Here is a 23,160-nt window from a genome sequence, read left to right as displayed (position 1 = left end):
TGGATCTGGCCCACATTCCGTGATCGAACTGGTCACGGGGCCAGGAGGACGTGTTTACGGAGTAGGTCGAGCTTCGGGCGGTAGCGGCTTGAAGTGGCCCGGGTGTGGCGGATTGAAGCGGCCCTGGGCCAGTTACGTTCGTGGGTGTTTTGTCTGGAGGCGGTCTCGACTGACCACCCTGCCTGGCTGACGGGCAAGGCGGACATCGTGTGGCCCGAGCAGACCGGTAGAAGCCGTTTGAGAGAGCCGGCCCTTGCAGTCCGCCATGACCGTCATCGCCATGGGTGCCGGCAGCCGCGGCACTGCGGCTGCGGTCGTCACCGTTGCGGGCCCAGTCCGGGCTACACCGATCGGAAGCCGAGCAAGGAGAGAACCAGCAGACCGGGCCGCCTCCAGCCGCCACACCCGGGCCACTTCAAGCCGCTACAGACAAGAGGTCTTGGACATCTAACGCGGCGGTGGCTTGCGTCGCCGCAAGCACCACCACTACCTGAAGGGCTCACTATGGTGCGCCCGCTGCTCCAGCCGCGTTTGGTACGTTCCCGGCAAGTCCCACACAGGAGAGCAGCACTTCTACTTCATGTGCTCCGGTCGGCAAAAGCACACTTGCGACCTTCCATATCTCAAGATCGCCCAGGTCGAACGAGCTGTCGAGGACAACTACACCACCATCACCCTCTCGTCAGACCTACGCATCCGGATCGCCGCAGCCATGCGCGCGGCCGTCACGGACAGCGGAACCACCGACAGCCTCATGCGCACCCACTCACGCGACAGCTCACAGCACTGAGCGCCAAGATTGACGGCCTTCTCGACTTGGTCGGCAATCCCGACTGGCCACAGGACCAACTCACCGGCAAAATGCGCACGATCCGCGAGGAGAAGGCGCGACTCCAAACCCAGCTAGACCAGCTCCAATCGGCGCCCGACCTGGACGCGGGGCACTCCGCCCTAACCGGGCTGCTGGACCTGCTCGGCGACGTGCACCGGCTCTACCGCCTAGCCGGCGACCCGGCCCGAAAGGTGCTCAATCAGGCGTGCTTCACCAAGATCTACATTGACGAGACCGAAGGCGCGCCATTCGTCGCCCGTGACGACCTCACCGACACCATCCGGCCACTCGTCGAAACTCAGCGCGCGGCGCTCCACGATTCAGCGGCGCCGCAGCAAGAAGGCGGCACCGTCCTGAAGGACAGTACCGCCGTCATGATCACCCCTACAGTCCTCCTCGGAACCGCCCTTACGAACGGCGGTTCGAGTAAGACCGCAATGGTGGAGCTTAGGGGACTTGAACCCCTGACCTTTTGTCTGCCAGACAAATGCTCTACCAACTGAGCTAAAGCCCCATCTGGTCCCCCGGTGAGATCGTCTGATCGATCTTGCTGATCTCCCCGGCGGGCGTTGCCTATATTAGCCAGAGCTGCGGGTGGATGGGAAATCGATTCGCTACCTGGGGGTTTGGGTGTGGGTGGGCCGGGCCCCGGGGTGCGGGGTCCGGCCGGTGGGGGGGTGTGGGTGCGCTCCCGGGGGTGCTACATGGGCGGGGGGTTGGTGCGGGGGGTTTGCTGTTGGGCTGTGGTGGTGGGGTTGCCCATGGCGTTGGCGGCTGTGGTGGGCATGGTTTGGGCGGCGCCGGCGGCGTTGTCCTTGATGGTGGTGGGGGTGGGGAGTTGGCCGTCGGGGGTCATTTTGTCGACCATGCCGGGGAGTTTTTCGGCCATGGTTTGGGCTGCTTGTTCGGGGGTGGTGCCTGCTTGGTGGGCGATTTGGTCCATCTTGTCCTGGCCGATGGCTTGGGTGAGCTGGTCGGCGTTGACGGGCTTGTTCTCGCCCTTGCCGATCCAGGATTGGACTTGCTCGCCGATGCTGCTCTTCTTGAGCTTCTCGAGGGCTTCGCCCATGCCGCCGCCGACGCTGTCGGTCAGCTGTTTCCAGAGTTTGCCCAGGTCGGGGGTGTCGGCCATGGCATTGCCGCCTTTCTTGCCGGGCTCGGGCCGGGGTGGCTTCGGGCCTTGTACGAGCCTTTGGGACGGCGAGTTGGGGTGCGCTCTGGGAGGCAGCCGTTCGGGGCAACGGGGTGCGCGGCTTCGTCCGGACGGCGGTGGTGCCGGGGTTCTGGGACGCCGGGTGGCGGGGTGCGGGCCAGCCTGGCGGCATGAGAGTCGATGTCCACGCGCACCTGTTCCCGGCCGCCTACTTGGACCTCCTCGATGACTTCCGGCAGGACGGCGGGGTCGGTACGCGCGAGGTCCGGGCGCTCGGCGGTGGGGACGGCGAGCGCGAGCTGCGCCTGCGGCTGGCGGCGATGGACGCGGTCGGCGTGGACGTGCAACTGCTCTCGACCTGCCCGCAAGGGCCGTATACGGGTGATCCGACGGCGGCTGTGGAGGCTGCCAGGTGTGCGAATGTGGCGCTGGCGCAGACCGTCGCGCAGTATCCCGAGCGGCTTCGGGCCCTGGCCGCGCTGCCGCTTCCGCACATCCTGGCATCCGTCGACGAGCTCAACCGGGCCATGGAGCAGGACGGCATGCTCGGCGCCGCGGTCGGGACCTCGATCCTCGGGCGTCCGCTGAGCCACCCGGACTTCGAGCCGTTGTTCGCGGCGCTGAACCGGCGCAAGGGCGTGCTGTTCGTGCACCCGATCGGGGAGTCGGCCGGCTCGCCGCTCATGCAGGCGTCCAAGCTCGACCGGGTCATCGGCTACGCGGCGGAGGTCTCGACCGCGATCCTGCAGCTGTTCCAGGCGGGTCTGACCGTGAAGTACCCCGATATTCGGATCATCGCCCCGCACATGGGTGGCTACCTGCCCTTCCTCATCCAGCGCCTGGACCGGCACCGGGACTGGTACCTGCCGAAAGATGCGCCGAGCGCCGGCCAACTGATGCGCGGCATCGCCTACGACACGGCGAATCCGCTCCCGGCGGCGCTGCGGCTGACAGCCGAAGTCGTCGGACCGGAGCGCTTGCTGCTGGGCACTGACTATCCCTTTGAGCAGGGACCGTCGCTGCGGGACCACATCGAGTACATCCTTGCCGCGGGATTGCCGGAAGCCCAGGCGAAGATGATTGTGGATGTGAATGCCGCCGACTTCCTTGATATGAGAAGTGGGGCAGAGCAACCACCCGTGTGACGCGGACCGCATTGGACCGCATCGGTATGGGACGTCGTCATGCGCAGTGTTACCGTCCAGCCATGTCCGCCGACCAGCCCGACCGCGCCGAGACCCGCCCGGCGATGCGCGACGCGCTGGTCTCGGCGGCCGTGGCCCTGTTCGCCGAGCACGGCTTCGACGCGACCACCGTCGACGACATCGTGGCGCGCGCGGGAGTCGGCCGCCGCTCCTTCTTCCGCTACTTCCCCTCGAAGGAATCGGTGGTCTTCCCCGACCACGAGGGCACCCTCGCCCGCATGTCCGACTTCCTCGCCGACGAGTCCGGCTTCGCCCAGGACCCCGTCGCCCGGGTCTGCGACGCCGCCCGCATGGTCCTGGCGATGTACGCCGCCGACCCCGAGTTCTCCCTGGCCCGCTACAAGCTGACCCGCCAGGTCCCGGCGCTGCGTACGCACGAACTCGCAGTAGTCCGCCGCTACGAGAGCGCCCTGGCCGCCTTCCTCCGCGCCCGCTACAGCGGACGCGCCGACGGCGACCTCCGCGCCGACGTCGTCTCAGCAGCCGTAGTCGCCGCCCACAACCATGCCCTGCGCGGCTGGCTCCGCTCCGACGGCCACGGTGACCCCGCCGAACTCGTCGAGCACGCCTTGGAATGGGTCCGCGCGACATACACCGACGACGTCCCCTCCGCCCCGCGCACCGCGGAACCGGAAGAGGACGTCATGGTGGTGGTGGCCAGGCGCGGAACGCCGATGTGGCGGGTCGTGCAGCGCGTCCAAGAAGCACTGGACTGAGCCCAACAGCGCGGTCTTAAGCCGCGATGACCGCCGCAGCCGTCCGGCCGCCGTCCACGTCCAGCACGGTGCCGTGCAAGTAAGAAGCCTCATCGCTGGCCAGGTACACCACCGCGTCCGCGATGTACTGCGGCTTCCCCAGCCGTCCGGCCGGGGTGCCGTTCACCATCACCTCGCCGGGGTGCGCCTGGCCCGGCGTCGGCTCCAGGATCACGCCGGGGGACACCGCGTTCACGCGCACGCCGCGCGGGCCGAACTCCGCGGCCCAGGCGCGGGTCAGCGTCTCCATGGCGCCCTTCGTCGAGGCGTAGAGGGCGCCGACGGGGACGGCGAGGCGGGCGACCCAGGAGCCGAGGTTGATGATGGTGCCGCCGCCCGCGGCTGCCATCTGCGGGGCGATCTCCTGCGTCAGGAAGAAGGGTGCCTTCACGTTCACCGCGTAGACGCGGTCGAAGGTCGCCTCGTCGGTGCTCACGGTGGTGCCGGGCGGGTAGATGCCGGCGTTGTTGACCAGGATGTCGATGCCGTCGCCGAGGAGCGCCTCGGCCTCCTCCGCCAGCGCGCGGGAGGCTTCGGGGCTGCCGTCGAGGTCGGCGCGGGCGAAGTCGGCGCGGCCGCCCTTGGCGCGGATGCCGTCGACGACCTCGGCGCCGCGCGTCGTGTCCCGGCCGGAGACGATCACGTGCGCCCCCTCGGCGGCGAAGGCTTCGGCGATGGCGCGGCCGATGTTGCTCGTCGAGCCGGTGACCAGCGCGCGCTTGCCCTGCAGACGTCCACTCATTTCGCACTCCCGAGTTCTTGTTCCAAGCTGCGGGAACCACTCTGCGAGGGAAAAAATGGACCAGCAAGTCCAGTCTGGGGAGGTCGAGGAGCAACCCGTGGCGCGAGGCGTCAGTCAGTCGCTAGCCGCCGCAAGTCGGCGACCCCCTGAAACAGCGCGACACGCAGATGGTAGGCGTCGCCGGTCGCCAGCAGAATCCCTACGCCGCCCTGGATCGCAGCCAGCAACGCGGCGGCGCGCTCGTCGGCGTCGACCGAGGCGGGAAGCCGCCCCGCTTCCTGCAAAGCGCGCACCCCGACCGCCAGCGCCGCCTGCCATTGCCGCAGCAGCGTCACGACCACCGCCCGCGCCCCCGGCGTGCTCCGTCCCAAGTACAGCGACAGTGTTCCCAACGGACACCGATCGCCTTGCTCCTCATAGCGTTGCACGGTCGCGTCGCGCCACCGCTCCCACGCCTCCCAGGTGTCCAGGCAGCCCAAATAAGGCTCCTGATGCTCCATGACGCGGTCGGCCTCGTAGCCCGCGACCGCCAGCAGCAGCTCGTCCTTGCCCGCCGGGAAGTAGTGGAACAGCTGGCTCTTGCTGGTGTGGGTGCGGGCCATCACGTCGTCCAGCGTGGCCAGGTCGACGCCGGTCTCGCGCAGCACCTCGGCCGCGCCCTCGACGATGCGGGCCCGGGTGGCGCGGCCCTTCGCCGTCAGCACAGTGCCTGCGACTCCGCTCATCGCGCGCCTCCCAGCTCTCGGAACGTTCCCTCCGACTCTAGATCGCGTCCCGATACGTCTCCAACAACCGCAGCCACACCTCGCTGATGGTCGGGAACGCCGGTACCGCGTGCCACAACCGCTCCACGGGCATCTCGCCGGTGATCGCGATCGTCGCCGAGTGCAGCAGCTCGGCGACGCCCGCCCCGGCGAACGTCGCGCCGACGACAGTGCGCCGCCGGGGGTCGATCAGCAGCCGCGCGTGTCCGCGGTAGCCGACGGTGTGCAGCGCCGCGCCGGCGACCTGCCCGATCTCGTAGTCCACGACGTCCACGACCTGGCCGGTCCGCTCGGCCTCGGCCGTCGTGAGCCCGACGGCCGCGATCTCCGGATCGGTGAACACCACCTGCGGCACCGCGACCCGGTCGGCCGTGCCCACGAACCGGCTCCAGCGCCGGATGTCCAGCGGACGCCGATGCGCGCGCGCCGCGATCACTGCCCCGGCGATCCGCGCCTGATACTTGCCCTGGTGCGTGAACAGCGCGCGCCGGTTGACGTCCCCGACCGCGTACAGCCACTCGCCGTCGACCTCCTCGACGGTGAACAGGTCGTCGACCGCCAGCCAGTCGCCGGCCCGCAGTCCCACAGTCTCCATGCCCAGGTCGTCGGTACGCGGCGCGCGACCGGTCGCCAGCAACAGCTCGTCGACGACCACCTCGCTGCCGTCGACCAGCGTGATGTGCACGTCGCCGGAATCGGGGGAGCGCACAGCGCCGGCGATCCCCGAATCGAAGCGGATATCGACCCCTGATTCACGCAGCCGCTCGGTGACCAGATCCGCCGCGAACTGCTCGACGCGCGGCAGCAGACCCGGCTCGCGCGCGATCAGCGTCACCTGCGAACCCAGTGCCTGCCACGCCGTAGCCATCTCAGTCGCGACGACACCCGCGCCGAGGATCGCCAGCCGCGCCGGAACCTCTTTCGCGCTGGTCGCCTCACGGCTGGTCCACGGCCGCAGTTCCTCAAGGCCGGGCAGCGGCGGCAGTGCCGCGGTCGTCCCCGTGCACACCGCCACCGCGTGCCGCGCCGTCAGCAGCAGCACGTCGCCCTCCGGCGTCGTGACGGTCACCTCCTTCGGACCGGCGAGCCGGCCGTGCCCGCGGATCAGGCTGATCCCGGCCTTGTTCAGCCACTCCACCTGGCCCGCGTCGTCCCACTCGCTCGCCATCGTGTTGCGGTGCCTCAAGACAGCTGCGGCATCAAGGGTCTGATTCGCCGCGCTCTCGAGTCCGGGTGTGCCCCGCAGCTCGCTGTGCAGCAACACCGGCCGCAGCAGCGCCTTGCTCGGATCGCACGCCCAATACGAGCACTCGCCGCCGACGCGCTCCGCCTCGACGATGACGGTGTCCAGACCGGCGGCGGTGGTCCGGTCGGCGACGTTCTCGCCGACCGGACCGGCGCCGATCACGATGACGTCGAAGGTGCGGGTGGTGGTGCCTGGCATGGTTCTGTCTCCGAAACGGCTCTTGGGAAGGTTCAGAAAGGCTCAGAAGGCGCGGCAGAAAAGGCGGAAGAAGGGAGGAGAGAAGGGGGATGACCAGAAAAGCTCAGCCGAGGGGGCGGTGTGAACGGGGAGGAACCGCCCCCTCGGCGGTCAAGGGGAGACCGCTCAGCGCCCCGGAGCGCGCTGCGAGATCTCCTGCAGGAACCACTGGTTCCCGTCCGGGTCCTCGAACGAGGCGAAGCTCCCGTAGCTCAGGCGCTCGGGGTGCAGACCCGGAACGCGCTTGGCGGCGCCCGCGCGGTGGAACGCGCCGGTGGCGTCCCGGAACGGCTCGCTGACCGCGACGCCGCGCGCCGAGAGCTCAGCACGCGCCGCCTCGATGTCGGTGACGATCAAGTGCAGACCCTGATACGTCCCGGGCGCCGTCGGGGTCATCCCGTCCCCGAAGATGATCGAGCACTCCGAACCCGGAGGCGTCGCCTGCACGATCCGGTAGCCGTCCTCCACCCGGAAGTCCGCGTCGAGGCGGAATCCCAGCTGTTCTATATAGAAATCCTTCGCGCGGTCCACATCGGACACCGGCACGACGACGACTTCCAGCTTCAGATCCATGAGTGAGTCCTCCCTCAGCGGGTCGCGCGGGCGGCGCGCTCGATGACGTCGGTGACCACCCCGGGGTGCGACACCGCGACCGAGTGCGAGGCGGCGACCTTGGTGACGTGCGCGTGTGCGCGCTGCGCCATGAACTCCTGCGCCGCCGGCGGGATGTTCAGGTCCTGCGTGGTGACGACGTCCCAGCTGGGAATGGTCTTCCACGCCGCGGCCGTCGCCGTCTCCTCCAGCGCGGACTGTGCGATCGGCCGCTGCGTCTCGGCCATCAGCGCCGCCTGCGCCGCGGGCACGTCGGCGGCGAACTGGTGCGGGAACTTGTCCTGCTGGATGTACAGGTCGGTGCCGGTGCTGCCGTCGGCGTTCGTGAACGGCACCGGGTCCAGCGTGGCCGGCAGCGTCGAGCCCGGGAACTGGTTCGTCAGCTGCAGCGCGCTCTCGCCCGGCGCCGGCAGGAACGCCGCGACATAGACCAGGGCCTTGACGTTGCTCTCGCCGACGGCCGCCTCGCTGATGACCGAGCCGCCGTAGGAGTGGCCGACCAGGATGACCGGGCCCTTGATGTGCTCGATGAGGGCGCGCAGCGTGGCGGCGTCGGAGGCCGGACCGCGCAGCGGGTTCGCCGCGGCGACCACCGGATAGCCGTCGCGGCGCAGGTCGGTGATGACGCCGTCCCAGCTCGAGGCGTCCGCGAACGCGCCGTGCTCCAGGACGACCGTCGGCTTCGGGGCGCGGTCGGCGGACGCCGGGCGGGACGCGGCGTCGGCGGTACCGGTGAGCGCGAACGCGCCGAGCGCGGCCGCCGCGCCGACGACCGCGGTGGATCCGGCGAGGAGGCGACGCTTGCGGCTATGGGGGAGCGTGAACATGGCAGTTCCCTTTCGAGGGCTGGTGTGGGTGGTGCGGCCCTCACTGTCACCCGGCGGCTCAGCCGGCGACATCGGTCATCTGACTCCCAGTCGCGGAGGCAGTCAGGGCGGCTCCGAGCCCGGAAAAGACTGAGCGTCACGTGACTGATGTGCCGGTGCCGGGACGTCCCCGAGAGTGAGGGAGCCATCCCCTTCCACCTGAGGAGAACCATGAAACGACGACGGCTTCTGACGATCACGGCGGCCGCGGTGCCGCTGGTGGGTGCCGCTGTCTACGTCCCGGTGAGCGCCTTCGCGGCGGCGCCGGCGACGGCTGCCGCCTCGGCTTCGCACCCGACGGGCTACACCTGTTCCCCGTTCCAGATCCCGGCGCCCTCTGGTGCCGTCGTGGAGTCAGTGACGGCAGTCAGCGTTCTGGCGGGCACCTTCCAGGTCCCCGGCACCCCGCCGCTGGGCGGCTTCCCGGTCGCCGACGTCCCGGCGCACTGCGAAGTGACCGTCACCGTGACCCACCCCGGCGCGAACGACCACGCCAAGGTGCAGGTCTGGCTGCCGCAGACCGGCTGGAACGGCCGCTTCCAGGGCGTCGGCGGCGCCGCTTATGCCGCCGGGCAGATCAGCAACGTGGCGACCGCGGTCAAGCAGGGCTACGCCGCTGCCATGACTGACGCCGGTGTCGACAGCAGCGGCTTGAACTCCAGCTGGGCGCTCGGCGCCGACGGCCAGATCAACACCGCGGCGCTGACCGACTTCGCCTCCCGCTCGGTGCACGAGATGACCCTGGTCGGCAAGCAGGTCGTGGCCGACGTCTACACCCACGCCGCGAACTACTCCTACTTCAACGGCTGCTCCACCGGCGGACGCCAGGGCTACATGGAAGCCCAGCAGTACCCGAGCGACTACAACGGCATCAACGCTGACGCGCCCGGCATCAACTGGAACCAGTTCGAGGTCGCGACCCTGTGGCCGCAGGTGGTGATGAACCAGACGCACACCTATCCCACCCTGTGTGAGTTCAACGCCTTCAACGCCGCCGCGCTCAAGTCCTGCGACAAGCTCGACGGCGCGGTCGACGGCCTGATCAGCGACCCGGGCGCGTGCGACTACGACCCGCGCCGCCTGGTCGGGACCACGATCACCTGCGACGGCAAGCCGGTCACCATCAGCGCCGCCGACGCCGCCGTGGTCCGCAAGATCTGGGACGGTCCGCGCGACACCAACGGCAAGCGGCTCTGGTACGGCCTGCCGGTCGGCGCCGACTTCAGCTACCTGGCGGCGTCCAGCACCACCGACGGCGTCACCACCGGCTCGCCGTTCATCGTGCCGGCGCAGTGGGTCGCCAACTTCGTGGAGAAGGACCCCTCGTTCAGCTCCGCGAACCTGACCTACGCGCAGTTCGACCAGATCTTCCAGAAGGCGCGCAGCCAGTACGACAGCGTCATCGGCACCTCCAACCCGAACCTGACCGCCTTCCGCAACAACGGCGGCAAGCTCATCACCTGGCAGGGCGACTCCGACCAGCTGATCCCGACCGCGGGCACCGTCGACTACCGCCAGCGGGTCGACGCGCTGATGGGCGGCACCAAGAAGGTCGACGACTTCTACCGGGTGTTCCTGGCTCCCGGCGTGGCGCACTGCGGTCTGCAGGGCGTCGGCGTCGACGACATGACCGCGCTGACCACCTGGGTCGAGCACGGCAAGGCGCCGGCCGTCCTGCACGCGACGCTGCCGACCGCCACCACCTCCAGCACCGGCACCACCACGACCGGCACCGTCGACCGCGACGTCTGCCGCTACCCGATGGTGTCCCACTACTCCGGCCACGGCGACGTGACGAACCCCGCCAGCTTCCGCTGCGTGAACCCGTCGCACAACTGACGACACCGGCACGCCTGACGACGCCGGCCTGAAACTCGAACACTAAGGAGAAGGTCATGAGTACGACGACGGCGGACGCCGGACGCAGCCCCCTGACACGGCTGTACCTCACGCGGGGCGTGCTGGCGGTGGCGTGGGCCGCGGCCTTCGCGGACGCCTACAAGGCCCACGAGTCCCTCAGCGCGGCGGCGGTCACGCTGCTGATCGCCTATCCGCTGCTCGACGCGGTGTCCTCCGTGGTCGACTACCGGCTGGGTCCGGACGGACCGGAGCGCCGGGTCACGGCGTTCAACGGCGTGCTGAGCACGCTCGCCGCGATCGGCGTCGGCATCGCCGGCGGGGCGAGCGGTGCGGCGGCGGCGCTGGCCACGTTCGGGGCGTGGGCTGTCCTTTCCGGCGCGGCGCAGGTCGCCGTCGGTCTGCGGCGCCGCGGTCCGGAGCTGGGCAAGCAGTGGCCGATGCTGATCGCCGGCGGGCTGTCGTTCGTCGTGGGCGTCTTCTACGACGCGCAGGCCGCGGGGGACAAGCCGTCGTTGTCGGTCCTGTCCGTCTACGCCACCGGCGGCGGGATCTTCTTCATCGTCCAGGCCGCTCTGCTGGCCTGGAAGGCGCGCCGGGGTACGGTTCAGCCGGTCTGAGCCGGGCGCGCGGTGTGGTTCGGGCCCGCCCCGGGACGGGGGCGGGGCCCGAACGCTTTGTGCCGCAGCCGATTTCCCAGCCATGCCCTGCCCCCGCTCCCTGCCCGCCCACTGTCGGAAGGCTCTGTTGTGCAGACCACCCCTGTAGTCCTCATCCATGGCGCATGGCTGCACGCGTCGAGCTGGGAGGCTTGGGCAGAGAGGTTCGCCAGACACGGCTACGCGGTGGACGTCCCAGGCTGGCCGGGCGAGGAACCGACCGTGGCCGCGGCTCGCCGGAACCTCGATCCGGTCCGCGATCTCCGGATCGGCGACCTGCTCGCGCACTACGAGCGGATCGCACGATCCTGCGACACCCCGGCGGTGCTCATCGGCCACGCGCTCGGCGGCCTCATCGCCCAGCGGCTGCTCGGCGCCGGCATCGGCCAGGCAGCCGTGGCGATCGCGCCGCAGCCGCCGACCGGTCTCGTCCTGCCCGACGCCGAGTCGAATCGTATGTCCAGCAAGCTTTTCAGCGCTTCTGTCGAGGACAACGGCTTCGTCCCGATGCCGCGCCAGCAGTTCCGGTCCCTCGTCGCGAACACCGTCGGCGAGCAGGAAGCGGGGAAGCTCTACGAGCGCTACGCGCTGCCCGCGCCGCACCGCCTGCTGACCGAGGGCGAACTCGCCGTCAACACGGACAACACGGCGCGCGGACCACTGCTGCTGGTCTCCGGGCAGGAAGACCGGATGGTGACGGACGCCGTCACGCGCGCCACCTACAAGCTCTACAGCGACTCCACCGCCGTCACCGACCTGAAGCAGTTCGCCGACAGAGGCCACTCGCTGGTCTTCGACAGTGGCTGGCGCGACATCGCCGACTACGTCCTCACCTGGCTCGCGGACAACGTCTCAGACTTCTGACAAATCGCCGCTCCGCTGTCAACCGAAAAATCGGTGAGCTCGCAGGTAGGTCCCGTGTTACGGTGCTTGGGCATCGGTGAAAAAGGAGTTCGACATGCTGAGCGACGACGACATCTCGCACTGAGATGTCCGGGCTCCCGAGCGCGTTCTGATCACTCTTGATCCGCGACTCGGCGCCGTTTCGCCGTCACCTTCTTCTGTCCTCCTCCTTTTCAAGGGCACTCTCATGTCACAGTCCTCTGTCGTCGTCTCCGGCTTGTCCTTCACCTGGCCCGACGACACCCCGGTCTTCCACGACCTCAGCTTCAGCCTCGAGGCCGGACGCATCGGCCTGGTCGCCCCCAACGGCGCCGGCAAGTCCACCCTGCTCCGCCTGATCAGCGGCGCGCTGGCGCCGTCCGCCGGTTCGGTCACGGTCGAGGGCGTCCTCGGCTACCTCCCGCAGGACCTGCCGCTGACCGCCGGGCGCACGGTCGCCGAGGTGTTGGGCGTCGCCGACGTCATCGCGGCGCTGGACGCCATCGAGTCCGGCGACACCGACGAGCGGCACTTCACCACCATCGGCGACGACTGGGACGTCGAGGACCGCGCGCGGATCGAACTGGACCGGCTCGGTCTCGGGCACGTCTCGCTGCGGCAGCCGCTCGGCGCGCTCAGCGGCGGGCAGGTGGTCTCGCTCGGGCTCGCCGCGTTGCTGATCCAGAGCCCTGACGTGCTGCTGCTCGACGAGCCGACCAACAACCTGGACGGCGGGGCGCGGCACAAGCTCTATGAGGTCATCGCCAGTCAGCGCGGCTGTGTCCTGGTGGTCAGCCACGACCGCGAGTTGCTGGACCAGATGGACCGCATCGCCGAGCTCGACGCCGGAGAGATCCGGTTCTATGGCGGGAACTTCAGCGCCTACGAGGAAGCGGTCGCCGCCGAGCGTGAAAACGCGGAGCGCAACCTGCGGAACGCCGAGCAAGAGCTCAAGCGCGAGAAGCGGGAGATGCAGCAGGCGCGCGAGCGAGCTGACCGGCGCGCCAGCACTGCGGCGAAGAACCTCAAGAACGCCGGGCTGCCGAGGATCTTCGCCGGGAACATGAAGCGTGGCGCGGAGAAAACTGCCGGCAGCGCGCAGACGATGCATGCTTCCCGCGTCGGTGAGGCGAAGGAGCGTGCTGACCAGGCTGCCAAGGCGGTGCGCGCCGATCAGAGCATCGCGCTGGAGTTGCCGGATACGCAGGTACCCGCGGGGCGGACGTTGTTCGTGGGGGAGCAGCTGCGCAAGCGGCTGGGGGACAACGAGATCTTCGCCGGTGACGGTGTCGACCTGACCATTCGGGGACCGGAGCGGATCGCGCTGTCCGGCGGGAACGGCGCGGGCAAGTCGACGCTGATGCGGCTGATCCACGGCGATCTGGAGCCGGACGCCGGGACGGTGCGGCGCGCGGACGGCCGCGTGGCGTACCTGTCGCAGCGGCTGGACCTGCTGGATGACGCCAAGACCGTCGCGGAGAACTTCGCGGCGTTCGCGCCGTCGCTGGCGGACGGGCAGCGGCTGAACGTGCTGGCGCGGTTCCTGTTCCGGGGTGCGCGCATCCATCTGCCGGTGCGGGTGCTGTCCGGCGGCGAGCGGCTGCGCGCGACGCTGGCCTGCGTGTTGTACGCCGAGCCCGCGCCGCACCTGCTGTTGCTGGACGAGCCGACGAACAACCTGGACCTGGTCAGCGTCGGGCAGCTGGAGAACGCGCTGAACGCCTACCAGGGAGCCTTCATCGTGGTGAGTCACGACGAGCGGTTCCTGGCGGAGATCGGGGTGGACCGGCGGCTGGAGATCCGCGAAGGATCCCTAAATCAACCAAATAGTTAGTTGATGGTGCGTTAGGCTGGTGGTCATGCAGCGTGACGCGGAAGCCACCAGACAGCGTCTGATCGCGGCGGGCCGGGCCGAGTTCGCCGCGTACGGCATCACCGGAGCCCGGGTCGACCGGATCGCCGACGCGGCACAGTCCAACAAGGCGCAGATCTACCACTACTTCACCAACAAGGCCGGGCTGTTCGACGCGGTGTGGAGCGATCTGGTCGAGCAGATCGTGGACGGGCTGCCGCTGGAGGTGGAGGACCTGCCCGGCGTCGCGGTGATGCTGTGCGACATCTACGCCGAGCACCCCGAGCTGCCCCGGCTGATCACCTGGCAGCGCCTGGAGCGCGGGGACGCCGCGGGGAACGAGATCGCGGCCAAGGACTCGCGGCGGCGGGTCGAGCTGATCGACCGGGCGCTGGCCGACGGCGTGATCAGCAGCCGGTTCCCGGCCGACGTGGTGTTCGCGCTGATGTTGCACATAGCCGCCTTCTGGGAGTTCACCAGCCCGGATGTGATGCGGGTGATGAACGCCGCCGACCGCGACCAGCGGCGGGAGGTCGTGCGGGCGGTGGTCGCGGCGGTGCTGACGAAGCCTGCGGCGGTCGGCTGAGTTCTCTCGTTTCGGCTGCTCGGCTGGCTGGCTGGCTTGGCTGGTCGGCTGCTCGGGCTACGCGAAGCGCGCGAGCTTGCTGAGCATGCCGACGGCGTCGGGGCGGGCGACGGGATCGAAGAACGCCGCGTCGGCGGCCTCCACTGCGGCCATGGCGCGCGGGGCGAGCTCGGCGCCGGTCCTCGTCACCCGGAGACGGCGCGCGCGGGTGTCGGCGGGGTCGACCTCGCGGGTGATCAGGCCCTTGGTCTCCAGGGTGCGGATCACCTGCGAGGTCATCTTCACGTCGGTGCCGGCCTGCTCGGCGACGGTCGCCTGGTTCGGCGCGAGGCCCTGGTCGTTGAGCCAGAAGGTGCAGGCGAGCAGGACGAACTGGACGTGGGTGAGGTCCAGCGGCGCGAGGACCGCGGCGATCTCGCGCTGCCAGCGGAGGGTGACGCGCCACAGGAGGAAGCCGGGTTGGTCGGCTGGGCCACTGCGCGCGTTCTCAGTGTCGCCCGAACCGCTGTGACCGCCCCGGTTCTCGCGTCCGCCCGCGCCGTTTTCCCGACCGGCGTCGCCCGCACCGCCGCTCATCAGGCGCTCGCCGCGACGGCCAGCAGCTTGGTGACCACGTCGGGGAAGTCGGCGCAGATCTGCGGTCCGATCTCGGGCCCGACCTCGTCGGCGGCCTCGCCGGTGATCTCGGTGCGGTAGGTGACCTTCGTGCGGCCGCCGCCGAGGTCCTCGATCAGGTGGTGCGTGGTGATGAGCATGCCCGGGACTTCGCAGACGTCGATCCACGCCTGGTTCGGGACCACCTCGGTGATCGTCATGTGGATGGTGTCCTCGCCGGGCGGCGTCATCGTGAAGGCGGTGCCGGCGGCGAACGGGCCGTGCAGCTCGACCTCGCCGACGCCGTCGTTCCAGGCGTGCCAGCCCAGCGGGTCGGCCCACAGCGTCCAGACGGCGTGCGGAGTGACCTCGGCGGTGGCGCTGAATTCGTAGTCCCACATGGTGTTTCCCTCCTGGTGCGACTTCCTCTGTGCACAGACTATCTGCGCGCAGGCTATCTTGTCGAGGGTGATCTGGGTCACATTCCGTCACAGGGATCGGCTGCCCGGTGTCCTGGGGGCGACGAATGAGAGAGGGAGAAAACGATGAACACCAGCGCTACCCCTGGCGGAACCCCCATGGGAACCGCCACCGGCATCACCGAGGTCGTCGTGATCGGCGGAGGCTACGCCGGCGTCATGGCTGCCAACCGGCTCACCCAGCGGGAAGACGTCACCGTCACGCTGGTCAACCCACGTCCGGAATTCGTAGAGCGCATCCGGTTGCATCAGCTGGTCGCCGGGACGCACGCCGCGGTCGCCGACTATGCCAAGGTCCTGAGTCCGCGCGTCAGCCTGCTGGTCGACTCGGTGACCCGGATCGACGCGGCGGACCGCTCCGTGGCGCTGGCCGCCGGCAGCACGCTGCGCTACGACTACCTCGTCTACGCCGTCGGCAGCTCCGCCACCGGCGCGGACGTGCCCGGCGTCGCAGAGTTCGGCTATCCGATCGCGACGATGGAACACGCGAGGCGGCTGAAGGCGGCGCTCGAAGACCTGCCGAAGTCCTTCGCCGTGACGGTCGTCGGCGCCGGTCCCGCAGGTATCGAGACCGCCGCTGAGCTGGCCGAGCAGGGTCGCGCGGTGACGCTGGTGACCGGCGGCGCGCTCGGTCCGTCGCTGCATGAGAAGGGGCGCGCGTTCGTCGCCCGCAAGCTCGTGAAGCTCGGTGTGACCGTCATCGACGGTCCCGGGTCGATGGTGACCGCGGTCGAGCGGGACGGCGTGCGGCTGGCCGACGGTCGCGAGCTGGCGAGCGCGCTGACCGTCTGGGCCGCCGGGTTCAGCGTGCCGGACCTGGCCCTTCGCAGCGGCCTGAGCACCGACGCCGCCGGGCGCCTGCTCACCGACGAGACGTTGACCAGCGTGGACGACGTGCGGATCATCGCAGCCGGGGACTCGGCGGCGCCGTCGGGCATGCCGCTGCGGATGGGCTGCCAGTCGGCGGTCCAGCTCGGTCCGCAGGCCGCCGAGACGGTTCTGGCGCGGCTCGCCGGCCGCGACCCGGCGGAGATCGACGTGGGCTTCGTCGGGCTGTGCGTCAGCCTGGGGCGCAGTGTGGGCATCTTCCAGGTTCTGCACAAGGACGACAGCCCGAGGTCGATGTACATTGGCGGCAGGTTCGGCGGACGGATCAAGGAGTTCATCTGCAAGGGCACGGTCTGGCAGCTGAAGACCGAGGGACGCAAGCCGGGGAAGCACACGTGGTGGAGCAAGGACGCCCAGCGGCGGGCGAAGGTGGAGGCGCTGCACGGGAAGGTGCTGACGTCCCGATGAACCCGGCCGCCACCGACACCTTCGTCGGGCTTCGCAACCTGCTGTTCACCGTCGCCTACGAGATCCTGGGCTCGGCCGCCGACGCCGAGGACGTGCTGCAGGAGACGTGGCTGCGGTGGGTGGAGGTGGATCTGGAGCAGGTGCGCGACGAGCGCGCCTACCTGATCCGCATCACCACCCGCCAGGCGCTGAACCGGCTGCGCACGATGAAGCGGCGGCGCGAGGCCTACGTCGGCACCTGGCTGCCCGAGCCGCTGCTCACCGCCCCCGACGTGGCGGAACACGTCGAGGTCGCCGAGAACCTGTCGATCGCGCTGATGCTGGTGCTGGAGACCCTCTCGCCGACCGAGCGCGCGGTCTTCGTCCTGCGCGAAGCCTTCGACGTCGGCTACGACGAGATCGCGGAGGCCGTCGGCAAGACCCCGGCAGCCGTCCGCCAGATCGCCCACCGCGCCCGCCAGCACGTCGACGCCCGCCGCCCCCGCACCACCGCCACCCAGCGCACGGCCCAGGCCGCGGTGGCCGCGTTCCAGCGCGCACTGGAGACACAGGACGTCCAGGCCCTGATGGACGTCCTCGCGCCACAAGCGGTCCTGATCGGCGACGGCGGCGGCATCAAGCGCGCCGGCCTCCGACCCGTCACCGGCGCGGCGAAGGTGATCCGCTACGTGCTCGGCGGCATCCGCAAGTCCGGCGTCACGGTCACCACCGAGCTGACCGACGTCAACGGCAACCCGGGCCTCCTGGTCCGCGTGGACGGCGAAGTCGACGGCATCATGGCCCTGCACGTCGAGGACGACCGGATCGCCGGGATGTACTACGTGCTGAATCCGGAGAAGCTGACGCGGGTCGGCGGGGAGACGGAGGTGGCTTGGCGGTGAGCCGAGCTGCTGCTGCCTCGCCGCGCCGCCAGTAGCTCTCACCTGCGAGAAGTTCGCAGGTGAAAGGGCTTTGCAATGGTTGCTCATATTCGTCAATGCGAAGATGGGAAGCTATATTGGGGCGGGTGAAGACGCTTCCCGCGCTGATGCTCGCTGCTGGGGGAGTCGGGTTCGGCCATGCGGTCATGCCCGACCATTGGATGCCGCTCGCGGTGCTGTCGCGGACGCGGCGTTACTCGACGCGGCGGACGGTGCGCTTGTCGCTGGCTGCTGGGGTTACGCATGTTCTGGTGTCGTTGGTGTTGGGTGCTGTGCTCGTGGTGGTCGGGTTGCAGTTCCGGGGGACGGTTTCGCGGCACACTGATGGGGTGATCGGCGGGATTCTGCTGGTCACCGGGGTGGTGTTCGTGGTCATGGAGGTTGCGGGGCGGGGTCATGGGCACGGTGGCGGCGACGGGCATCAGCACACGCATGATCATGGGCATGCGCGGGATCACGGGCATGATCACGGGCACGTACATGACCACGACCGCGGTCACGCGCACGACCACGGTCGCGCGCATGATCACGGCCGCCGGGACGCCCGCAGCTTGGCCGCGTTCCTTGTCCCCTTCGGGGCGGCGGCTTCGCCGGATCTCACGATCCTGCCGGTCTTCCTGGCTGCCGGGGCGGTCGGGGTGGTTGCCTCGATCGGTTCGCTGATCGCGTTCGCGGCGGTCACGGTTGCCACGATCGCCGGGTTGACCACGGCTACCGCAGCCGGGGCGCGGCTGCTGACCGCGCCGTGGATCGATCGGGGTGCCAATCTGCTGACCGCCGGGACGTTGTTGCTGGTCGGCGGTCTCGTGGCGGGTGGCGTCATCTAGCGGTGCTCGGCGCTCCCGCACGTCGTCATGTGGTCCACCACATGCCGGATCGCAAGGTCCTGAGCCCGTAGGTGCGCCTGCAGTCGCTCGCAGGCGCGCAGTACCGCCTCGGCGTCGCGGAACGTCATCTCCGCGCGGCGGTCGGCGGCGCGGCCGAGGACCTGCTGGCCGAGCATGATCACGAACATCAGCAGCAGCTGCGCCAGGCTCGACAGGAACAGCAGGAAGGCGAACGGGTACTTGTCGAAGCGCAGGACGCCGGTTTGCGCCAGGACGATCCACACCATCTGGAATGCCGCCGCGATGTAGAAGGCGCTCATGGTGCCGCAGCGTGCTGTGATGCGGGCTGCCAGGCGGGCGTTGGCGCTGATGTGCTCGTCGGCCATCGTGGGCGGGGTGGTGAAGCGTTCGGCGGCGGCGGTGAGCTGGAACTGCTCGAGTTCGTCGAGGACGACGCAGGCGGCCAGGTGCGCGTCCTGGGCGATCAGGTGGTTCTGGATCTGTTCGCAGTCGTGCAGGATCGCTTCGGCGTCCTCGAAGGTCTGGATGGCGCGGCGGTCGCCGGTGCGGCCGAGGACCTGCTGGCCGAGGAGGATGACGAAGATCAGGAGCAGCTGCGCCATGTTGCCCAGGAACAGCATGAACGGGTACGGGTACGGGTCGAAGCCGAGGAATGTCCGCGAGCCCAGGAGTATCCACGCCATCGTGAGCGCCACGCAGACGTAGACCGTCCACATCGAGCCCAGGCGGCGGGTGATCCACGCCGCGAGGCGGCCGCCGGCGCCGGCGAACTCGTGCTCGACGCGTGCGTGGCCGTGCCGGAGCCGCATGTGGACGTGCGGATGGCGCATGGAGGTGTAAAGGCTCACAGAGGCATAAAGTAGCGCCAAGCTTGTCAAATAGTGCGTCATGGCGTGTCGCCTCCGGCGGACGCGGCCTCACGCGGTTTGCTGGACGTGTGCACCAACCATCAGCGGGAACGCCGCACGCCGCCGGACCGCACGGCCACCGACCCGGGCCGCGACCGCGGTCCCGGCCGCCGATCCGCCGGAGCCGGCGCTCGCGCTGGCTGTGGGCGGCGGCCTCGACGATGTCGATGTCGGTGCTGCTGATCAGCCTGACCGGAGCGTGGCTGCGAGCGGCGGTGCTCGGCGGCTTCCAGCGCTCGGCCGCGCTCGGCGGGACCATCCCGAAGTCGCACGACGGCTCGGTCAACATCCTGCTGATGGGCCTGGACTCCCGGCGGGACAACCACGGCCACGACCTGCCGGCGGCGATCCTGAGCAAGCTGCACGCCGGCTCCTCCAGCGACATCGGCGGCTACAACACCAACACCCTGATCCTGCTGCACGTCCCGGCCGACGGCTCGCCGGCCACCGCGGTGTCGGTCCCGCGCGACGACTGGGTCGACATCCCGAACCTGGGCTGGCACAAGATCAAGGAGGCGTACGGCCGGGCCAAGGCGGCGCAGGAGACCGCGCTGGTCAAGGCCGGCCGCGGTCCGACCGGCGACGCGCTGGAGGCCGCGGGCCGCGAGGCCGGGCGCGCCGCGTCGATCGCCGCCGTGCAGGGCTTGCTGAACGTCCCGATCGACCACTTCGCCGAGGTCAACCTGGCAGGCTTCTACGACGTCGCGGTCGCCCTCGGCGGCGTGACGGTGTGCCTGAACAAGCCGGTCCAGGACGACTACTCCGGCGCCGCCTTCCCCGCCGGCGTGCAGACCCTGGACGGCTCGAACGCGCTGGCCTTCGTCCGGCAGCGCCACGGCCTGCCCGGCGGCGACCTGGACCGGACCCGGCGACAGCAGGCGTTCCTGTCCGCGGTGCAGCGCAAGCTGTCCGCCGACGGCGTGCTGTCGGACGTCGGCAAGCTCTCGGACCTGGTCGACGCGGTGAAGCGGGACGTCGTGGTCGACGACAGCTTCGACGTGCTGTCGCTGATCTCCAAGGCCGGCAGCCTGAAGGCCGGGCGCATCCAGTTCCACACGCTGCCCATCGAGGGCTTCGCGACGCGGGACGGCGAGGACGTGAACCTGATCGATCCGGCGAAGGTGCAGGCGGCGATGAAGGAGTACTTCTCCGACGCCACGTCCGGTGGAAGCAGCGGCGGGAGCGGCACGCATCCGACGTCGGTCGTGCAGGCTGCCTCGGCGGCGACGGCGCTGGCGACGACGGCGGCGCCGAAGTCTGGTTCTGGTTCCGACGCCACGACCAAGAACGGCATCGCCTGCGTGAACTGACGCCCGCGCGGGCGCCTTCCCGAGAATCCTTTGCAGAGTCTCCTCTGCAAGAGTACGGTGAAGGCATGCCCGCAAAGCCGATACGCCGTATGGACGTCCGTTCCCTCCGTGCCCTGGCTCATCCGCTACGCATGGACATCCTGGACGTCCTCAAAGCCGACGGCCCCGCGACCTCGACAACCCTCGCCGACCGCCTCGGCGAGAGCACCGGCACGCTCAGCTGGCATCTGCGCCTGCTGGCCGAGCACGGCTTCATCGAGGAGGACGTCGAGCGCGGCACCAAGCGGGAGCGATGGTGGCACGCGGTGGAGGAGCGGCAGGTGCTCGATCCCGCGGACATGCCGGGGGAGCGGGCACTGAGCATCTATCTCGGAACGATCGTGCGGCAGTGCTTCGAGCGGGCCGAGCGGTATGTCGCCGAGGACTGGAGTGAGGAGTGGCAGAGCGCTGCCACGCTTTCGGATTGGCAGGACCTGCAGCTCGCCCCGGATCGGCTCGCCGCTCTCAATCGGGATCTGTTCGCGGTCGTCGATCGGTACGTCTCGGAGCCGCAGGATCCTGATGGTGCGCCGGTGTCGGTCCAGATCCAGTCCTTCCCGCGGAAGTGAGGCGGACTGCCGCCACCAGCCTGCTCCTTCGCCACGCCGACTTCCGTCGCTTCTACATAGGCGACGTTGCCGACCAGTTCGGTACGTCGGTGACGAGCGTCGGCGTGCCGTTGGTGGCGATCGCGACCCTGCACGCCGGGACGTTCGCGGTGAGCCTGCTGAGCATGGCTGCGTGGCTTCCGTGGCTGGTCATCGCGCTGCCGGTCGGGGTGTGGGTGGACCGGACGCGGCACCGTCCGGTGATGCTGTGCTCGGCGGTGGTGTCGGGGGTGTTGCTGGCGAGTGTTCCGCTGGTCGGTGGTGGCAGCGGCGGCGTCGGCATCGGATACCTCTTCGCCGTCACGCTGCTGGTCGGCGCCGCGTCGGTGTTCTACCAGACCGCCTACCGTGCCTACCTGCCGACGTTGGTCGCGCCCGAGGATCTGGCCGAGGGCAACGCGAAACTCCACGGCAGCGCCTCGGCCGCGCAGATCGTCGGGCGCAGCGGCGGCGGGTTGTTCACGCAGGCGCTCGGCGGGCTCGACGTCATGTTCGTCAACGCCTCGACGTTCGTCGTGTCAGTGTTCTGTCTGGCGTCGATCCGCATTCGCGAGGCGCGCCCGGTGGAGCCGGCTGAGCGGGTGATGCGGCGGGAGATCGCCGACGGACTGCGGCTGGTCGCGCGGGATCCGTGGATCAGGACGCTCACGGTGTTCGGCGCGGTGTCGAACTTGGCGTTGATGGCGTATCAGTCGATCCTGCCGGTGTTTCTGATCCGCGATGTCGGGCTCAGCGCGGGTGGCGTGGGTCTGCTGGTCGCGGCGGCGAGTTCTGGCGGGGTGTGCGGTGCGTTCCTGGTGCGGCGGGTCGCCGGACGGGTCGGCACGGCGCGTACCACGCTGCTGTTCGAGGTCGGGTTGGCGGTGCCCGCGATGCTGATCGCTTTGACCACGAAGGGATTCGGGACGCTTTGCTACCTCGTGGGGGCGTTCTGCGTCTCGGCCGGGGTGGTCGCGGGCAACGTCATCAAATCCGGCTTCTTCCAGGCGTATTGTCCGCCGCATCTGCTCGGCCGCGTGAACGCCAGCGCCTCGTTCGTCAACTACGGGACGCTTCCGCTCGGGGCGCTGCTCGGCGGGGTGCTCGGCACGCTGGTGGGCGTGCCGAGCGCGATGTGGATCGCTACGGCCGGTGTTCCGGCGGCGGGACTGGTGCTGTTGCTGTCGCCGATGCGTTCGGTGCGGGATCTGCCGACGGCGGGGCATCAGGTTCGTCCCTTGGTCAGTTCCGGCGGCCGCCTCCGCCGAACAGGCTGAGGAAGAACAGGAACACGTTGAGGATGTCCAGGAAGATCGAGGCGGCCAGGAGCGGCGCCGAGGCGATGTTCTGGACCCGGCGCAGGCGCTGGAAGTCCACGAGCGTGAACCCGGCGAAGATCACCAGCCCGGCGACGCTGTAGATCACTGAGGCGTGCGGGATGCGGACGAAGATCGCGACGACGCCGAAGATCAGCAGAGCCACCAGCGCCCAGAAGCTGGCGCGGGCCACCCCGGACAGGTCGCGCTCGGTGGCGTAGCCCGCTGAGCCGAGCGCGCCGATGAACAGCGCGGTGGCGGCGCCGGCCTGCCACAGGGCGGTCGGGTTGGTCGTCGCGTAGTAGACCAGGGTCGGCGCCATCGCGATGCCCATGAGCAGCCCGAACGCGCCGAGCAGCAGGACGGTGGCCTGCGGGGAGCGCGCGGCGGTGAAGCGCATCGCGATCAGGCAGGCGAAGGCGGCGATGAAGCCGATGAAGCCCGCGCCGTGGTTCAGGTTGCGGCCGGTGTAGGCGCCGAGCGCGAACAGGGCCGCGGTCCCGGCCACGAAGGCCATGGTGCGCGCGAACAGGGTGTTCGTCGAGATCCCGTAGCCCCGGCGGGCTGTTGTCGTGTCGTACACGGTCACCTCCTACCCCCGGTCGGGGGTGTTGA

Annotated in this window: 25 protein-coding genes and 1 tRNA gene; 14 read left to right on the top strand and 12 right to left on the bottom strand. The window is 69.6% G+C overall.

What is annotated here, in order from left to right; genetic code table 11:
- Window positions 1–463: 463 nt before the first annotated feature.
- A complete protein-coding gene (locus tag CACI_RS54510) occupies window positions 464–790 on the top strand; it encodes a zinc ribbon domain-containing protein (RefSeq protein WP_015795697.1) in 327 nt (108 codons plus the stop codon).
- A 209-nt stretch (window positions 791–999) separates the two neighbouring features.
- On the opposite strand, the gene CACI_RS51690 is transcribed toward CACI_RS54510, so the two are convergent.
- The 3 genes from CACI_RS51690 to CACI_RS46500 form a co-directional block, all read right to left on the bottom strand.
- The gene (locus CACI_RS51690; RefSeq protein WP_190276670.1) at window positions 1,000–1,149 is read right to left on the bottom strand and encodes a hypothetical protein; all 150 of its coding nucleotides are present in this window, start codon (window positions 1,147–1,149) and stop codon (window positions 1,000–1,002) included.
- Window positions 1,150–1,270: 121 nt separating this feature from the next.
- Window positions 1,271–1,346: transfer RNA gene (locus CACI_RS35355), tRNA-Ala, on the bottom strand.
- A 186-nt stretch (window positions 1,347–1,532) separates the two neighbouring features.
- Window positions 1,533–1,964 (bottom strand): YidB family protein, encoded by a 432-nt coding sequence (locus CACI_RS46500; protein ID WP_015795696.1) that lies wholly within the window; start codon window positions 1,962–1,964, stop codon window positions 1,533–1,535.
- 191 nt (window positions 1,965–2,155) lie between these two features.
- On the opposite strand from CACI_RS46500, the gene CACI_RS35345 reads away from it, so the two are divergent.
- Both CACI_RS35345 and CACI_RS35340 read left to right on the top strand, forming a co-directional pair.
- Window positions 2,156–3,130, top strand: a complete 975-nt coding sequence (locus CACI_RS35345; RefSeq protein ID WP_041543137.1) for an amidohydrolase family protein — start codon at window positions 2,156–2,158, stop codon at window positions 3,128–3,130.
- A gap of 62 nt (window positions 3,131–3,192) precedes the next feature.
- On the top strand, window positions 3,193–3,906 hold the full coding sequence (locus CACI_RS35340; RefSeq protein WP_015795694.1) for a TetR family transcriptional regulator: 714 nt from the start codon (window positions 3,193–3,195) through the stop codon (window positions 3,904–3,906).
- 16 nt (window positions 3,907–3,922) lie between these two features.
- Here the strand turns inward: CACI_RS35340 and CACI_RS35335 are convergent, their stop codons facing one another.
- The 5 genes from CACI_RS35335 to CACI_RS35315 all read right to left on the bottom strand — a co-directional run bounded on the left by CACI_RS35335 (window position 3,923) and on the right by CACI_RS35315 (window position 8,373).
- Window positions 3,923–4,687, bottom strand: a complete 765-nt coding sequence (locus tag CACI_RS35335; protein ID WP_015795693.1) for an SDR family NAD(P)-dependent oxidoreductase — start codon at window positions 4,685–4,687, stop codon at window positions 3,923–3,925.
- Between the two features lie 110 nt (window positions 4,688–4,797).
- Complete coding sequence (locus tag CACI_RS35330) at window positions 4,798–5,412, bottom strand: TetR/AcrR family transcriptional regulator (RefSeq protein ID WP_015795692.1); 615 nt, start codon at window positions 5,410–5,412, stop codon at window positions 4,798–4,800.
- A gap of 37 nt (window positions 5,413–5,449) precedes the next feature.
- Window positions 5,450–6,895 (bottom strand): dihydrolipoyl dehydrogenase family protein, encoded by a 1,446-nt coding sequence (locus CACI_RS35325; RefSeq protein ID WP_015795691.1) that lies wholly within the window; start codon window positions 6,893–6,895, stop codon window positions 5,450–5,452.
- 165 nt (window positions 6,896–7,060) lie between these two features.
- A complete protein-coding gene (locus CACI_RS35320; protein WP_015795690.1) occupies window positions 7,061–7,507 on the bottom strand; it encodes a VOC family protein in 447 nt (148 codons plus the stop codon).
- 14 nt (window positions 7,508–7,521) lie between these two features.
- Window positions 7,522–8,373, bottom strand: coding sequence for an alpha/beta fold hydrolase (locus tag CACI_RS35315; protein WP_015795689.1), 852 nt, complete (start codon window positions 8,371–8,373; stop codon window positions 7,522–7,524).
- 210 nt (window positions 8,374–8,583) lie between these two features.
- On the opposite strand from CACI_RS35315, the gene CACI_RS35310 reads away from it, so the two are divergent.
- From CACI_RS35310 to CACI_RS35290, 5 genes are all read left to right on the top strand, one after another.
- Window positions 8,584–10,251 (top strand): tannase/feruloyl esterase family alpha/beta hydrolase, encoded by a 1,668-nt coding sequence (locus CACI_RS35310; protein ID WP_015795688.1) that lies wholly within the window; start codon window positions 8,584–8,586, stop codon window positions 10,249–10,251.
- A 56-nt stretch (window positions 10,252–10,307) separates the two neighbouring features.
- Window positions 10,308–10,889 carry a hypothetical protein gene (locus tag CACI_RS35305; RefSeq protein WP_015795687.1) on the top strand — a complete coding sequence of 194 codons (582 nt, stop codon included), beginning with the start codon at window positions 10,308–10,310 and terminating at the stop codon, window positions 10,887–10,889.
- 129 nt (window positions 10,890–11,018) lie between these two features.
- Window positions 11,019–11,792, top strand: coding sequence for an alpha/beta hydrolase (locus tag CACI_RS35300; RefSeq protein WP_015795686.1), 774 nt, complete (start codon window positions 11,019–11,021; stop codon window positions 11,790–11,792).
- A 226-nt stretch (window positions 11,793–12,018) separates the two neighbouring features.
- The gene (gene abc-f / locus CACI_RS35295; RefSeq protein ID WP_015795685.1) at window positions 12,019–13,644 is read left to right on the top strand and encodes a ribosomal protection-like ABC-F family protein; all 1,626 of its coding nucleotides are present in this window, start codon (window positions 12,019–12,021) and stop codon (window positions 13,642–13,644) included.
- Window positions 13,645–13,669: 25 nt separating this feature from the next.
- Entirely contained in the window at window positions 13,670–14,248 is a 579-nt protein-coding gene (locus CACI_RS35290) for a TetR family transcriptional regulator (protein ID WP_015795684.1), read from the top strand.
- Window positions 14,249–14,305: 57 nt separating this feature from the next.
- Here the strand turns inward: CACI_RS35290 and CACI_RS35285 are convergent, their stop codons facing one another.
- Together CACI_RS35285 and CACI_RS35280 are read right to left on the bottom strand one after the other, a co-directional pair.
- Entirely contained in the window at window positions 14,306–14,824 is a 519-nt protein-coding gene (locus CACI_RS35285) for a MarR family winged helix-turn-helix transcriptional regulator (RefSeq protein ID WP_015795683.1), read from the bottom strand.
- Window positions 14,824–15,243 (bottom strand): SRPBCC family protein, encoded by a 420-nt coding sequence (locus CACI_RS35280; protein ID WP_015795682.1) that lies wholly within the window; start codon window positions 15,241–15,243, stop codon window positions 14,824–14,826. The genes CACI_RS35285 and CACI_RS35280 overlap by 1 nt, the downstream gene beginning before the upstream one ends.
- A gap of 144 nt (window positions 15,244–15,387) precedes the next feature.
- Here CACI_RS35280 and CACI_RS35275 point away from each other — a divergent pair, with 144 nt between their 5' ends.
- The 3 genes from CACI_RS35275 (at window position 15,388) to CACI_RS35265 (ending at window position 18,364) form a co-directional block, all read left to right on the top strand.
- Window positions 15,388–16,617 carry an NAD(P)/FAD-dependent oxidoreductase gene (locus CACI_RS35275; protein ID WP_015795681.1) on the top strand — a complete coding sequence of 410 codons (1,230 nt, stop codon included), beginning with the start codon at window positions 15,388–15,390 and terminating at the stop codon, window positions 16,615–16,617.
- Window positions 16,614–17,498: an RNA polymerase sigma-70 factor gene (locus CACI_RS35270; protein WP_015795680.1), complete on the top strand. Its 885-nt coding sequence runs from the start codon at window positions 16,614–16,616 to the stop codon at window positions 17,496–17,498. Before CACI_RS35275 ends, CACI_RS35270 begins: the two co-directional genes overlap by 4 nt.
- Window positions 17,499–17,623: 125 nt before the next feature.
- Window positions 17,624–18,364 carry a hypothetical protein gene (locus tag CACI_RS35265; RefSeq protein ID WP_223297345.1) on the top strand — a complete coding sequence of 247 codons (741 nt, stop codon included), beginning with the start codon at window positions 17,624–17,626 and terminating at the stop codon, window positions 18,362–18,364.
- On the opposite strand, the gene CACI_RS35260 is transcribed toward CACI_RS35265, so the two are convergent.
- A complete protein-coding gene (locus CACI_RS35260; protein WP_190276669.1) occupies window positions 18,361–19,233 on the bottom strand; it encodes a DUF1003 domain-containing protein in 873 nt (290 codons plus the stop codon). The two genes, CACI_RS35265 and CACI_RS35260, sit on opposite strands and share 4 nt — an antisense overlap.
- Before the next feature lie 227 nt (window positions 19,234–19,460).
- Between CACI_RS35260 and CACI_RS35255 the strand changes: the two genes are divergently transcribed.
- The 3 genes from CACI_RS35255 to CACI_RS35245 all read left to right on the top strand — a co-directional run bounded on the left by CACI_RS35255 (window position 19,461) and on the right by CACI_RS35245 (window position 22,506).
- A complete protein-coding gene (locus CACI_RS35255) occupies window positions 19,461–20,603 on the top strand; it encodes an LCP family protein (RefSeq protein ID WP_223297344.1) in 1,143 nt (380 codons plus the stop codon).
- A 65-nt stretch (window positions 20,604–20,668) separates the two neighbouring features.
- A complete protein-coding gene (locus CACI_RS35250) occupies window positions 20,669–21,211 on the top strand; it encodes an ArsR/SmtB family transcription factor (protein WP_015795676.1) in 543 nt (180 codons plus the stop codon).
- Entirely contained in the window at window positions 21,208–22,506 is a 1,299-nt protein-coding gene (locus tag CACI_RS35245; RefSeq protein WP_015795675.1) for an MFS transporter, read from the top strand. The genes CACI_RS35250 and CACI_RS35245 overlap by 4 nt, the downstream gene beginning before the upstream one ends.
- On the opposite strand, the gene CACI_RS35240 is transcribed toward CACI_RS35245, so the two are convergent.
- Entirely contained in the window at window positions 22,472–23,128 is a 657-nt protein-coding gene (locus CACI_RS35240) for a Bax inhibitor-1/YccA family protein (RefSeq protein WP_015795674.1), read from the bottom strand. The genes CACI_RS35245 and CACI_RS35240 overlap by 35 nt on opposite strands.
- Between the last annotated feature and the right edge of the window lie 32 nt (window positions 23,129–23,160).

This window comes from Catenulispora acidiphila DSM 44928 (genome assembly GCF_000024025.1).
In the GTDB taxonomy this organism is placed as follows: Bacteria; Actinomycetota; Actinomycetes; order Streptomycetales; family Catenulisporaceae; genus Catenulispora; species Catenulispora acidiphila.
Note: the sequence above shows the minus strand (reverse complement) of the source record. Positions and strands in the feature narration are given on the sequence as shown.